Origin of the sequence: Chryseobacterium pennipullorum (assembly GCF_003384725.1) — a bacterium.
Taxonomy (GTDB): Bacteria; Bacteroidota; Bacteroidia; order Flavobacteriales; family Weeksellaceae; genus Chryseobacterium; species Chryseobacterium pennipullorum.
Genome location: NZ_QNVV01000021.1, coordinates 1 through 13,699 on the forward strand (window position 1 = coordinate 1; position 13,699 = coordinate 13,699).

Sequence of the window (13,699 nt, forward strand, 5' to 3'; positions counted from 1 at the left end):
TCGTTTCTATCCATCTGTTTAGTTCACTTTATTTTCTCTGGTTCTTCAGAATTTAATTATTATCTAATTTATAACTAAATCCTTTTGCAAATCTAAAGGTTATCTGTGGTTAATTTTTTTTACTTATACGCTACAATCGAAAATCATCTCCCTTCAATCGGTGAATACTATTTTTACAGAGTCAAACAGGATTGGTATACCACCCCAATAGTATTTTTCCTATTCACATTAACTCAACTTTTTGCCTGGGCCCCACAACTTTTATACCTGACCCCCTAATATAATGCAAAAATACTATATTTTAAAAACACCCCTGTAAAAACATGATTGAATTACTCAATTTTATCAATTAACACGCACACACCCCTCATGAAAACGAAAGTAATTCTTCTAAATTCATATTATTGAATTCAGCTTATGTATTTACCTGTATATATTATTTTAAACTTTTTAAGATTCTGTTTAAGCTTCTCACGGTAATTCCCAGATAGGCTGCCATATCTTCTTTGGAAATCTGAATTCCTTCGTTCTCCTGCATGGTGAGCAACTGTCCTAAAGAATGCTCTACGGTATACAGCTGCTGGTACGAGGCTCTGCTGGAGGTATTAATGATGCGTTCCGCAAAAGAATCCAGCAATAAATGATTCAGCGTAAGATCTTTTTGGATCAGGGATTTAAAATATGAAATAGTTGTTTCATAGACCCTGACCTCAGAAACAGCTTGTACTGAACATAAACAGTGAATATTTTTGATCAGCTCCACTTCACCCAGAATCTCACCACTTCCCAAAAATTCTACGATATATTCCTTTCCGTTTTCTTCGGTAAGAAAACATTTAACCACTCCTTCTTTAACGAGCATCAGTCTTGAAAGTGCCCGGCCCTGGGTAAGTATATTTTCGTCCCGTGAAAAAGACTTTATGACAACCTCTCCACCAGCCTTGTTGTAAAGATCTTCAAAATAGTGTAAAAATTCCTGATTGGTTCGTAACATACTGGTCCGGGACAAATGTCCTTTTTTAAATTATTTTTTATAGTGAATTTTGTGAACGGAAAATTACAAAACAAAAATGAAAAATCATATTACAACGATTGCCTTTGACGCGGATGATACACTTTGGATCAATGAGCCTTATTTTCAGGAAACCGAAAAAGAATTCTGCAGGCTCCTTGAGGATTACCTGCCCCAGCATACCGTATCCCAGGAACTATTTAAAACTGAAATGCAAAATCTCCATTTATATGGCTACGGAGTAAAAGGTTTTATGCTCTGCATGATCGAAACGATCGCCAGGGTATCTAAACATACTGCACCAATACAAATGGTCAGTAAAGCCATTGAACTGGGCCAGGAACTGCTTCAAAGACCCATTGAGCTATTGGATGGCGTTACTGAAACGCTGGAAAACCTGAAAGGAAACTACAGGCTTGTGGTGGCTACTAAAGGAGATCTTCTGGATCAGGAGCGAAAGCTCAAAAACTCAGGATTGCAGGACTACTTTCATCATATTGAAATTATGAGCGACAAAAAAGAAAACGATTACAGAAAATTACTGAAACATCTCGACTGTCAGCCGGAAAACTTTCTGATGCTTGGAAATTCTATAAAATCTGATGTTTTACCTGTTTTAGCCATCGGTGGATCGGCAGCACATATTCCTTATCATGTGACCTGGTCCCACGAGCAGCAAGACATTAGCCTGGATCATGAATATTGTATAGAGCTAAAAAGTATTGATGAAATCCTGAAACATCTGCAGAATATATAAAATGTTCAGGAATCTGAAATTTATAATAAAAAAACCGGCTGCCTCGTAAGGAGACAGCCGGTTTCATTTATTTCTTCAGACATTTTTCAAGGAACTGATCCTGCTCCCATAAAAGATGTAAGATATTTTCTTTAGCCTGGTACCCATGGGCCTCTTTTGGAAGAAGCACCATTTTCACTGGAGCTCCAAGATTTTTCAGTGCCTGGAAGTATCTTTCTGTCTGCAGGGTGAAAGTTCCCGGGTTGTTATCTGCATCCCCATGGATCAAAAGAAGCGGGGTTTTCATTTTATCCGCATGCATAAACGGAGACATGGTATTATAGATCTCCGGAACATCCCAGTAATTCCTCTGCTCTGTCTGGAACCCAAAAGGCGTGAGAGTTCTGTTATAAGCCCCGCTTCTTGCGATACCGCAAGCAAAAAGATCAGAATGGGTAAGCAGATTTGCCGTCATAAATGCTCCGTAAGAGTGCCCTCCTACCGCTACTTTTTTTCTGTCGATATATCCCAGATGATCTACAGCATCAATGGCAGCAGCAGCGTTTGCCACCAGCTGAGGGATGAAAGTATCATTAGGCTCTGTTTTTCCTTCACCTACAATTGGAAAAGCTGCATTATCCAAAACAGCATACCCTTTAGCCGTCCAATATACAAAAGAACCATAGGTAGGGAATGTAAAGTCGTTATCATTCTGCGTGCTTTGCCCTGCAGTATCCTTATCTTTATATTCTCTCGGATACGCCCAGATCAATAGAGGTAATTTTTGCTTCTTAGCTTTTCTATCATAATCCGCAGGTAAATAAAGGGTTCCCGTTAGAGTCACGCCATCATTTCTCTTGTAGGTAATTACTTCTTTATACACATCCCTGATGCTTTCAAAAGGGTTTGCGAAATGGGTGACCGCTTCGGTCTTATTAGATTTAATATTCTTTTTAAAATAGTTTGGATATTGGCTTGAAGACTGCTGAGTTGTTAAAATCTCCCCTTTTGAAGGATTCAGAATGTCTACAATTGCTTCTTTAGCGTTTTTAAGGTTGGAAGTATAGAGTCTTTTCTTTTTCAACGATTTCACATCCATTTCATCGATGAAGGGATGCTGTCCATCCTTGGTAAATCCTGCCCCGATAAGATAAGCCTTACCTCCTTTCATATCCACAACACTTCTTCCATACTGGTTTTTCACTGTATTAAAGCTTCCCGGATCACTGTATACATCCTGAGAGTTTCTGTCATCAATTACTTTTGATTCCCCGTTATTCAGGTCAATCAGGAATGATTTTGTATTTCTTGTATCATACCAGTCTTCGGAAACGATCGCATAGTGATCATTCGTCCAGTCTACTCCATCAAAACGCTGTTTTGTTTTAAAGAATGATTTTGGAGTTCCGGTAAAGGGAGCTTCCCAGGTAAAGATCTCATCTCTGTAATCAGCTGTTTTTGACTGATCACCATTATCGAGAGCTTCTGCAAAAACCAATGTTGCAGGTGCATCGTTTCTCCAGGTCATATTTCGCTTTCCGGTCCTTACAGAAGAGAACCCTTTAGGCATAATTTCATTAAGGGGAACTTCATTTACTACTTTTACTACGTTTCCTTTAGTGTCGTAAACGGTAGTCGTCATAGGGAATCTGCTCAAAGGAACAATGTAAGAGAACGGTTTTTTGATCACTGTGGTCAGGAGGTAATTTCCATCGGGAGAAAAGCTCACTCCGGCGTACATATCCTGATCCATTACTTTTTTGAGTGCACCATTGAGATCCACATTATACATTTCAGAAGCGGTAAGCACTTCAAAATTTTTCTCATCCTGAGGATTTTTTAGAAGATCCTGATAAGTTCTGTTCTGGGAAACCTTTCCGTCAGCGGTAGAAACGATGGGTCCGGTAGGAAGGTCTTTGCCAGCATCAATAAGTACAGACCTTCCCGGAAGAAGTGTCTTGATCAATATATTCTGAGAATCATTGTGCCACGTATAGGGCGTTCCCAGGTTCGCATTCAGGTTATCCTGCGTGAGCTTCTTTGCAGAAGCGGTTTCCATATCTATGATCCAAAGCTCTACACCTTTGGCTGTGGTATTGGTAAAAGCCAGCTTCTTTTCGTCAGGAGAGAAAGAAATATTGGTAATTTTAGCAGATGCAGGCATGTTTTTTACCTGCATTTCATTTTTATCACTGATCTTTCTGATCTTTAAATTATCAAAATAAGTGGCCGTACTTGAAATATTGGTGATCGGATTGATCCTCAGCCCTCCCAGTTTCATTTCCTGCTGATTAAGATCCTCTAAGGTCTTATATGTTGGGCGGTAGGTAAAAACAACCCAATCTTTTTTACTGTTCATCAGAACGCTGGGTGGTCTCTGGTAATCCGCCAGTTTAAGAATTTCAGCAGACGGCTTCTGATACGTAATATTTTCCTGTGCATCATAAAAATTGAGAAATGCCAGAAGGCAAATAGTCAGTTTTATCTTCATATAAATTCATTTTCCACGAAAGTAGTGAATTTCAAAGGATCTGTAAAATTAAAAATAAGACACCTTTAAGTGTCATATTATAAATATTCATTACTTTTAATGCACAAATTAGAATAATATGAAAAATTTAAGAAAATTATCAAAAGGAAATCTGAAAACAATCATTGGAGGGAATGCTCCGTTATGCGAATCGGGATACATGGCTTGCAGAGTTGGAAGAACCCCGGACGGTGCGCCGATCTGGGAATGTCTGCCTTCTTGCAGACCGTAACTAAAACAACAGGCATCTCATTGTGAGATGCCTGTTTATATTTTGTATTCGTTTTGACAGTATTACCAGTCCGAAGCTCTTTTTCTTCTCTCTATCATATGATCCACAGAGATTTTTCCGGCTCCGATCACCATCAGAAGAAGGTATACGGAAAGATAAGTCAAAGCCATTTCTCTTTTCTCAAAAGGGTCTGCTCCGTGAACTACAAAAGCAGCCATAGCCATTGTAAAAATCAGGAATCCTAAAGCAACTCTTGTAAAAAGTCCTAGTATTAGTAAGATGGAACATACAAATTCAGCAAAAACGGTAAGAATCAATGAAATCTGAGGACCAAGTCCCAGAAAATCAAAAAACTCAATTTTGCCTCCTTCCAACAGCATTTGAAGTTTCGGAAATCCATGAGAGAGCATGGCAAAGCCAACAAACACTCTCACCACCAATAAAACAATATCTTTAGGTATTGAGCTTGAATTTGAATTGTTATAGTTCATCTACTAAAAAATTTAGACTAAAGGTAATAAAAATCTTTTAATACAACGGTGCTTACAGTGTTTTTAGTTTATCTGTATCCGAAATTTTTCAGATCCCTGTCGTTCTTTCGCCAGTCCTTTTTCACTTTAACGAATAAGTTTAAATGAATTTTCTTGGAGAAAAACTTTTCCAGGTCTACTCTCGCTTCGGTTCCCACCTTTTTGATCGCCTCTCCTTTGTGTCCGATAATAATCCCCTTCTGGGTATCTCTTTCTACGTAGATGATAGAATCTATAAAAATAATTCCTTCCTTTTCTTTGAACTGCTCGGTAACCACTTCTACGGAATAAGGTATTTCTTTTTCATAATTCAGAAGAATTTTTTCACGGATCGCCTCGTTCACAAAGAATCTCTCGGGTTTGTCTGTATACTGATCCTTATCATAGTAAGGTGGGCTCTCAGGCAGTAAGGATTTTATTTTGGGTAAAATAATTTCTGTATTGAAGGCATTCAGTGCTGAAATAGGAAGAATTTCCGCTTTTGGGATTCTGTTGTGCCAGTCTTCCACCAATTTTTCAAGACCTGCCTGATCTGTCTGGTCTACCTTATTTAAAAGAAGGAGAACAGGAACAGGAATTTTATTCAGTTTGTCAATCAGAAATTCTGAAGGTTCTGCTTTGTCAGTTACATCTACAATAAACAGGAAAACATCTGCATCCTGTAGAGAATCTTTTACAAAATCCATCATTTTTTCCTGCAAACCATATTTCGGGTCCAATACTCCCGGAGTATCAGAAAATACAATCTGAAGATCATCTTCATTATAAATACCAAAAATTCTGTGACGGGTGGTCTGGGCTTTCTGCGTTACGATGGCCAACTTCTCTCCCATCAACTGGTTGAGTAACGTTGATTTTCCTGCATTGGGCTTTCCCACTATATTTACAAATCCTGCTTTGTGCATAAAAATAATATTACGAACTGCAAAGTTAGTAAAACAAAATCGGTCTTTACCGTTAATCTCAAATTTAAAAGAAAAAAGAGACTTATTGGGTACAATATTCCCTCACAGAAAGTAAATCGTAAAAATCATCAGATTATTTTGTATTGCATTGCTTAAAACTGATATTTTTGAGGATTAGAATTCATCTTTTATGAATATAGACCAGATTCTTGACCAGATCTACCTCCTGCCGGAAACCTCAAAAGCCAGTTTAAAAAATCACATTATTGAACTGTCCTATCCCAAGGGGTTTTGTCTGATGGAGGCCAACAAAGTAATTCCCTATGTCTATTTTATCCGTAAAGGCATTGCACGGGCCTATTCCTCTACAGCAGAAAATGATATTACATTTTGGTTCGGATGTGAAGGCCAAACAGTGATTTCTATGAAAAGCTATGTGCAGGAGCAGCCTGGTTATGAAAGTATAGAACTGCTGGAGGACTGTGACCTTTACAGGCTGGAAACCGCCAATCTCCAAAAACTTTTCAATGAAGACATCCACATTGCGAATTGGGGAAGAAAACTGGCGGAGTCTGAAATGATAAAATCAGAAGAACTGATTATTTCAAGGCAGTTTAAAACCTCTCTGGAACGCTACAAAGACATTATTTTGTACCAGCCCGAATTACTTCAAAGGGTTCAGCTGGGGCATATTGCCTCCTATCTCGGAATTACACAGGTGAGTCTGAGCAGAATAAGAGCGGAAATTAAGTGATTGATTGTTTAAGGATAGAAGATGGTAGAAAGAGGATGTGCGTTTTGGCAGTCGGGAATAACTACCTCTAGCCTCTAGCCTCTAGCCTCTAGCCTCTAGCCTCTAGCCTCTAGCCTCTAGCCTCAAAAATATCATTTTTTAACAATTGTAAAATTTTTTCTCCCGGGGATTTCTGAAATTTGCAGTATAAAAATTTACAAAATGAATTGGATCATATTGGTGATTGCCGGATTATTTGAAGTGGCCTTCGCTTCATGTTTAGGAAAGGCAAAAGAAACATCGGGAACAGAAATGTATTTATGGTATACAGGCTTTCTGATAACAATGACGATAAGCATGCTTCTGCTGATCAAAGCCACTCAGACTTTACCAATCGGTACGGCTTATGCGGTATGGACAGGAATCGGAGCGGTGGGTACCGCCTTAATGGGAATTGTATTCTTTAAGGATCCTGTAAGCTTTTGGAGGGTATTTTTTATTGTAACCCTTATCGGGTCTGTTGTGGGATTAAAAGCGGTATCTTCATCGCATTAAGAGATCTCATCTTAGTTCTTAAGAGCGCATAACTTCTATCTATATTTAAAAGGAGGCCGCCTTCATTCTGAAGGCGGCCTTTTTTATTTTTTATAAACCAGAGGCAGGATCTCATTCTGCCGTAATCCATATTTTCTGATTTCTTCATCAGAGAATTTCTTCGAATAAAAATTAGCTTCTGCTTCAAAGCCAGCCTTTCTTAAGCGGTCAAAATAATCCATTCCGTACCAGCGGACATGATCGTACTGCCCAAAGTGCTTCTGACGCTCTCTAGGATCTTTGATGGTAAAATCTTCGTAGGTTCTTTCCAATGAGTTTTTCATGGGTACCTGAAGAATCCCCCATCCTCCGGGCTTCATGACCCTATACAGTTCGCTCATTGCTTTTGCATCATCTTCAATATGTTCCAGAACGTGGTTACAGAAAATAATGTCAAAGCTTTCATCTTCGAACGGTAAGTCCAGGATATCGGCTTTTACATCTACAATCGGAGAATACAGGTCTGCTGAAATATAATTCAGGTTGCTCATTCTTTTGAATTTCCTCAGAAATTCCTGTTCGGGAGCAATGTGTAGCACTTTATAGGTTTTGATAAAGAAATCGGTCTCGTTCTGAAGGTATAGCCACATCTGACGATGCCTTTCAAGACTCAGCGTTCCCGGAGAAAGTGCATTTTCCCTCTGTTTGCCGTATCCATAAGGCAGGAATTTACTGTAAGATCTTCCATCAATAGGATCGTAGAACTGGTCTCCTTTAAAAAACTGATAAATAAGCGGCCTTGCCCAGATGCTCATTTTAATAAGCATCGGACGTGGGATTTTATTCAGTAAAAGTTTAGTGACCTTCTTCATTAAAAATCCAGTTGGAACTGCTTTTCTTCATCACTTACAATACCCAGTGCCTCATATACATATTGGAATGTAGAAAGCAGCACAGGCTTACCGTTGATCACTGCCACGTCATGCTCAAAGTGTGCAGATGGCAGATTATCTAAAGTGGTAACCGTCCAGCCGTCATTATGGAACTTCACCTTTTCAGTTCCAAGATTAATCATCGGCTCAATGGCGATAGCCAAACCGTCTTTGATCACTTTTCCGCTTCCCTGTCTTCCATAATTCGGAACCTGAGGATCTTCGTGCATTTTTCTGCCCAAGCCATGTCCCACAAGTTCTCTTACCACTCCATATCCTTCTTTTTCACAGTGTGCCTGGATTGCATGGGAAATATCTCCTATTCTTTTTCCTCTCACACATTGCTCGATACCTTTGTAGAGAGATTCTTTAGTCACCTGAAGCATTTTTTTCACTTCCGGTTTTACTTCGCCAATCTCAAAGGTATAAGCATGATCTCCCACAAACCCGTTAAGGATAACTCCACAGTCTACGGAAAGAACGTCACCTTCTTTTACCACCTCATTGTTCGGGAAACCGTGTACCACCTGCTCATTGGGTGAGATACACAGTGAATTCGGGAATCCGCCGTATCCTAAAAATGCAGGTTCTGCTCCGTGATCTTTAATAAAATCATGGGCCAGTTTATCCAGATATAAAGTGGTAATACCTGGTTTAATTTCTTTTGCCAACATTCCCAATGTTTTAGAAACCAATCGGGCACTCTCCTTCATCAGACGAAGTTCGTCTATCGTTTTTAATTGAATCATTGTTGTATAGATGTTAGATATTAGATGTTAGAAGCTAGATTACAGCATGATGCGTATTTCTATATTATAACAATCTATAGACTCTTTTTGATAAAAAACAGAAGCTTTGATTTGATATTAAAACGAATTTCTAATATCTGACTTCTAATTTCTATATTTACCAGAAAAGGCCTTTCTTCTTTTCTTTTTTAAGTTTTGAATAGGCAAGAACTTCTTTACCTTCCACACGGAATTCTATTCTTTCCTGGATGATATTGTAGATCTCACCCCATCCTGGGAATCCTCCTAAGTTTCTGTCATCAATAAACCAGTCTGCATCCAGCTTTCTGGATTGCGTCTCCGAGTCAAAAACTTCTCCTTCGAAACTTGAATTCACCGCATAAAATTCGATTCCGTTTTGCTTGCAGAATTCTACGGCTTCATCTAGCGTTTTTCCATGTCTGTACGTCCAAAGAATGAGTCTGTATCCTTCCATCTGAAGCCTCTTCAAGGTTTCAAAAGCAAAAATCTTTGCTTTACCAATTGCCGGATAAGCGTCATCAACAATAGTTCCGTCAAAGTCAACAGCAATCTTTTTATTATTTAACATTTGTTCTTTTTTAATTTTGCAAAGATAAGAAATAAAAAGAGTGCCAAAAAGAAAGGCACTCAATAACTTTTATAATTTAAATAACATGGAACGACTAGCTCTTTACCCAGCTGAACTGGAACTGAAGGTCCGGAGTGGAAACCCTGTCTGTAATCTTCTGTAATCTTGAAGGCAGTTTCATCAGATATTCCTGAGCTTTTTCTGCTTTTTCTGTAAGTCCTTTTACATGTTCAATCTTCCATTCATCGAGAAGATCCTTCATAATATTGATATAATCCTGACCGGTATAGACCATGCATCGCTGCGCCGCATCTGAGAAATGACCCCAAAGCTCGCCTGCCTTCTGTCCGGACTGTCTCATCAGGTGAGCCGGCATCACAATCTTCTTACGCATCATATCTTCAAAGGCAATGATCATCTCCGATGCATCTATTTCTAGGATTTTAGCTACGAAATGTTTGTAAGCTTTAGCATGTCTTGCTTCATCTGCAGCAATGACCCCGCACATTTTGGCCAGCTTACCGTTCCCGGACTGTTTTGCCAGTGTCCCTACTCTCCTGTGAGAGATATTGGTGGCAGTCTCCTGGAAACTTGTGTATATGAAGTTTCTGTAGGGATCCATACTTGTTCCCAGGTCGAAACCATCATTAATTAAATACTGAGTCGTAATCTCAACCTCCCTCATATTCACTCTTCCACAAAGGTAAAGGTATTTGTTCAAAAGGTCTCCATGTCTGTTTTCTTCTGCAGTCCAGGCTCTCACCCAGTTGGCCCAGCCTACTTTTTCTTCCTGATTGATTCCGTCGACACCCATCAGCCACGACTCATACGAAGGAAGAGCTTCTTCGGTAATACAGTCTCCAATAAGCGTGACAAAAAGATCATAAGGCATCTCACGGGCAAACGTCTGAATTTCTTCCAGATCATGTTTGAATTCGTCGCTTGAAGGATCTGGCAGATAATCGGAAGGCTGCCATATTTTTTCAATTGGCGTTAAAAATTTATCAAGAAAAGAACCTACTTCCTTTTCCAATATTCCCATTACTTCTTTCCTTACAAGCTTTTGATACATCTTACTATTCAGTTTTTAATTAACAAAGATATGATTTATTTATTATTTATGGCATAATAAAGTATGCAACTCATACCTTATCTGATATAAATCATAAAATATGCCGATATACAATAACGGCATATTTTTAACATTATTATTGGATTTTAGTTAACTAAAATATCTCCTGTCATAATTTCCGGAATCTGAACTCCCATCACTGAAAGGATTGTAGGAGCTACATCGCCCAGCTTTCCGGGTTTTAAATTCCATGTACGGTCTTTATCCATTACAATAAAAGGCACCAGATTGGTTGAGTGCTGGGTATTTGGAGTTCCGTCGGGATTAATCATCACATCACTATTTCCGTGGTCTGCCAGGATGAAAACAGCATAACCATTTTCATAAGCAGCTGTTGCCACTTTCTGGATGCACAGATCTACTGTTTCTGCAGCTTTTACCGCAGCTTCAAAAACTCCTGTATGTCCTACCATATCAGTATTCGCAAAGTTCAGGCAAACAAAATCTGCGGTCCCCTGCTCCAGTTCTGGTACAATAACATTGGTAATATCATAGGCCGACATTTCGGGTTTCAGATCGTAGGTAGGAACATCTTTAGGGCTTGGACATAATAATCTTCTTTCGCCAGCAAATTCTTCTTCCCTTCCTCCGGAGAAGAAAAAGGTAACGTGCGGATATTTTTCTGTTTCGGCAATTCTGATCTGGCTTTTTCCGTTCTTCTCAAGGATCTCACCCATAGTTTCCGTCAAAACATTTTCGTCAAAAACGACCTGAACATTCTGGAAGGTTTTATCGTAATTGGTTAAGGTAACATAATAAAGATTCAGCTTACGCATAAAGAATTCGGGGAAATCTTTTTGGGAAAGAACTTCTGTAATTTCTCTCCCCCGGTCTGTACGGAAGTTGAAGCAGATCACCACATCATTATCAATAATTTTAGCGACCGGTACTATATTTCCGATGGCTGTGGTGTTTACCATAATAATCGGCTTCAGGAATTCATCGGTTACATTCTGATCATACGAGGCTTTTATCGCAGCCAAAGCATCCGTAGTTGGTTCTCCTACCCCTTCTACAAGGGCATCATAGGCCAATTTTACACGCTCCCATCTTTTGTCCCTGTCCATTGCGTAATATCTTCCTACTACAGTAGCCAACTTTCCTGTGGTGGCATCCATATGCTTCAGAAGCTCATCAATGAACCCCAGCCCGGAATGTGGATCGCAGTCTCTACCGTCTGTAAATGCATGAACGAAAACATTCTCATTCAAACCAAATTCTTTAGCTGCTGTGAGCAGGCCTTTTAAGTGATTGATATGTGAATGCACCCCTCCATTGGAAACCAGTCCGATGAAATGCACTTTTTTATTTTCTCTTTTAGCATATTCAAAAGCATCCTGAATTACCTTTTCATGACCCAGGGTTCCGTTTTCAACAGCCATATTCAGTTTCACCAGGTTTTGATACACCACTCTTCCTGCTCCCAGGTTCATATGACCTACTTCGGAATTTCCCATTTGTCCGGCAGGAAGACCAACGGCAAGACCGCTTGCTTCAAGCGTGGTATGGGGAAAGTTTTGGTAACAGCTATCGATGAATGGTGTATTGGCTTTATCGATGGCGGAAACGTTAGGATTGGTTCCAAGTCCCCATCCGTCAAGGATTGCCAGTATTGCTTTTTTTGACATTATGTATAAACTTTTGTATTACAAATTTATTTAATTTGAAATGAATGAAAGAATTGATGAACTGAAATTTTGTTTAAAATCACCAAAATAAAACCTCATAGGTTTTAAAGGTCTATGAGGTTTAGCAATGTTATCACTATTTTTCTCTTGAAGATGATGCGGAATTTAAAATGTATGATGATAGATTTAGATCCACTGACTTCAACTCTACGATGAGTTCTAATTTTTAAACCAACTGTTAATTTTATAAGTAAACTTTTTGGATTTCACATTTTCGATTTTGATATTCTGTCCTTTTTCCAAACCTTTTACATCTGCTTCCTGGTTCCAGTTTCCTTTGGTAAATTTCAATTGTGCCGGCACATATATGTTTAAAGTAAGTGTTCTTTCGAGATCGCTTTTCCTTTCCATTTTAACTGAAGATGCACTCCAGTTCCCCAACTCTTTTTGATTTCCTGCAATATAAACCTCATCCTTTTTATCGGGAACACTCACTACGAATGTTACCGTTGAAGGTTCTCCCGAAAATTCCTGAAAAAAATCATCATACTTTAGATGCTTTTCTTTTGCATAGGCTTGGATATAAGAATCCAGAAAACCACTTTCTTTTAAAAATAAAAATGGATCTTCAATGTTTAAGATATCATGTACTGCCTTATGCTTATCAGTTTGTTTATTGAAATAGGCTTCACATATTTTGTATCCGATCCAATATCCTAAATCATTGGGTCTATCATCTATTTTGGAAGTCCAATAAAACCAATCTCTGAAATCATCACTTTTATATCTTGTTACAAATTCTTTGTATAATTTGTCTGAATTTGCTTCGCCATACTGAAATGCTTTTACATTCATTCGCTCTCCGGAAACAAATTCTCCAATAAAATCAGCTCCTCCCTCTGTTAAAGCTTGTTTTAATAAAGTTTCCCCTCCTTTATTATTTTGCTGAAAGTGGATCATTTCATGGACAATAAGAGGCACTACTCCATCAAGATTTTTAAACAGTTCGGTTCCAATTGAAATTCCTTCGTCAGAAGAATTTCCGCCTGTATTCATTCTTCCATAAACGAAATAAACGGTTGAGAATTTAGCCTTTGGATACCAATATTTTAAAGCACTATAACTTGCTTTTAGTTTTTTATCTTTTTCCCCTATTCCTTCTAATACATTTCTGGTTTTAAGGTATTCTTCTTTATTTTTTTTCACTGTTGCATATAGTGAATCTGCATTAATGATACGATTCCTGATAAAACTTTTCACTCCCGGCGAACCATTTTCTATGTATTCTACAAAAGGATTGGTTGTGGAGACCTCCATTTTATCGAAGGCTTTCCAAAAGTTTTGAGCATCTTTTGTTTCTAAAATCGCCTTTAGAGGATCTGTAGAAAAACCAGTTTGAGCATTGGTTATTCCGAAAGCTAAAAGTAAGGCAGGAAGCACGTGATGGGTCTGCATAT

General features: G+C 38.7%; 14 protein-coding genes. 4 read left to right on the forward strand and 10 right to left on the reverse strand.

The genetic code is table 11. The features are described from left to right. Positions 1 to 436: 436 nt before the first annotated feature. Complete coding sequence (locus DRF67_RS18150; RefSeq protein WP_115929720.1) at positions 437 to 994, reverse strand: Crp/Fnr family transcriptional regulator; 558 nt, start codon at positions 992 to 994, stop codon at positions 437 to 439. Between the two features lie 76 nt (positions 995 to 1,070). Here DRF67_RS18150 and DRF67_RS18155 point away from each other — a divergent pair, with 76 nt between their 5' ends. Beyond that, entirely contained in the window at positions 1,071 to 1,769 is a 699-nt protein-coding gene (locus tag DRF67_RS18155; RefSeq protein ID WP_115929721.1) for an HAD family hydrolase, read from the forward strand. A 67-nt stretch (positions 1,770 to 1,836) separates the two neighbouring features. On the opposite strand, the gene DRF67_RS18160 is transcribed toward DRF67_RS18155, so the two are convergent. After that, on the reverse strand, positions 1,837 to 4,239 hold the full coding sequence (locus DRF67_RS18160; protein WP_115929722.1) for an alpha/beta hydrolase family protein: 2,403 nt from the start codon (positions 4,237 to 4,239) through the stop codon (positions 1,837 to 1,839). A 118-nt stretch (positions 4,240 to 4,357) separates the two neighbouring features. Between DRF67_RS18160 and DRF67_RS21610 the strand changes: the two genes are divergently transcribed. Then, positions 4,358 to 4,510 carry a bacteriocin-like protein gene (locus DRF67_RS21610; RefSeq protein ID WP_165851832.1) on the forward strand — a complete coding sequence of 51 codons (153 nt, stop codon included), beginning with the start codon at positions 4,358 to 4,360 and terminating at the stop codon, positions 4,508 to 4,510. Between the two features lie 62 nt (positions 4,511 to 4,572). On the opposite strand, the gene DRF67_RS18165 is transcribed toward DRF67_RS21610, so the two are convergent. Both DRF67_RS18165 and era read right to left on the reverse strand, forming a co-directional pair. Then, the gene (locus DRF67_RS18165) at positions 4,573 to 5,001 is read right to left on the reverse strand and encodes a DoxX family protein (RefSeq protein ID WP_115929723.1); all 429 of its coding nucleotides are present in this window, start codon (positions 4,999 to 5,001) and stop codon (positions 4,573 to 4,575) included. 68 nt (positions 5,002 to 5,069) lie between these two features. Beyond that, positions 5,070 to 5,945, reverse strand: a complete 876-nt coding sequence (gene era / locus DRF67_RS18170) for a GTPase Era (RefSeq protein WP_115929724.1) — start codon at positions 5,943 to 5,945, stop codon at positions 5,070 to 5,072. Positions 5,946 to 6,135: 190 nt separating this feature from the next. On the opposite strand from era, the gene DRF67_RS18175 reads away from it, so the two are divergent. Both DRF67_RS18175 and DRF67_RS18180 read left to right on the forward strand, forming a co-directional pair. After that, positions 6,136 to 6,699 carry a Crp/Fnr family transcriptional regulator gene (locus DRF67_RS18175; protein ID WP_115929725.1) on the forward strand — a complete coding sequence of 188 codons (564 nt, stop codon included), beginning with the start codon at positions 6,136 to 6,138 and terminating at the stop codon, positions 6,697 to 6,699. Between the two features lie 201 nt (positions 6,700 to 6,900). Next, the gene (locus DRF67_RS18180; protein WP_115929726.1) at positions 6,901 to 7,233 is read left to right on the forward strand and encodes a DMT family transporter; all 333 of its coding nucleotides are present in this window, start codon (positions 6,901 to 6,903) and stop codon (positions 7,231 to 7,233) included. Between the two features lie 83 nt (positions 7,234 to 7,316). Here the strand turns inward: DRF67_RS18180 and DRF67_RS18185 are convergent, their stop codons facing one another. The 6 genes from DRF67_RS18185 to DRF67_RS18210 form a co-directional block, all read right to left on the reverse strand. Further along, positions 7,317 to 8,084, reverse strand: a complete 768-nt coding sequence (locus DRF67_RS18185; protein WP_115929727.1) for a class I SAM-dependent methyltransferase — start codon at positions 8,082 to 8,084, stop codon at positions 7,317 to 7,319. Beyond that, a complete protein-coding gene (map, locus tag DRF67_RS18190; protein ID WP_115929728.1) occupies positions 8,084 to 8,893 on the reverse strand; it encodes a type I methionyl aminopeptidase in 810 nt (269 codons plus the stop codon). The genes DRF67_RS18185 and map overlap by 1 nt, the downstream gene beginning before the upstream one ends. Positions 8,894 to 9,050: 157 nt before the next feature. Beyond that, a complete protein-coding gene (locus DRF67_RS18195) occupies positions 9,051 to 9,482 on the reverse strand; it encodes a BT0820 family HAD-type phosphatase (RefSeq protein WP_115929729.1) in 432 nt (143 codons plus the stop codon). 94 nt (positions 9,483 to 9,576) lie between these two features. Next, complete coding sequence (locus DRF67_RS18200; protein ID WP_115929730.1) at positions 9,577 to 10,554, reverse strand: acyl-ACP desaturase; 978 nt, start codon at positions 10,552 to 10,554, stop codon at positions 9,577 to 9,579. 146 nt (positions 10,555 to 10,700) lie between these two features. Beyond that, positions 10,701 to 12,242 carry a 2,3-bisphosphoglycerate-independent phosphoglycerate mutase gene (gene gpmI, locus DRF67_RS18205; RefSeq protein ID WP_115929731.1) on the reverse strand — a complete coding sequence of 514 codons (1,542 nt, stop codon included), beginning with the start codon at positions 12,240 to 12,242 and terminating at the stop codon, positions 10,701 to 10,703. Between the two features lie 219 nt (positions 12,243 to 12,461). Beyond that, positions 12,462 to 13,697 carry a DUF2268 domain-containing putative Zn-dependent protease gene (locus DRF67_RS18210; protein ID WP_115929732.1) on the reverse strand — a complete coding sequence of 412 codons (1,236 nt, stop codon included), beginning with the start codon at positions 13,695 to 13,697 and terminating at the stop codon, positions 12,462 to 12,464. Positions 13,698 to 13,699 lie beyond the last annotated feature (2 nt).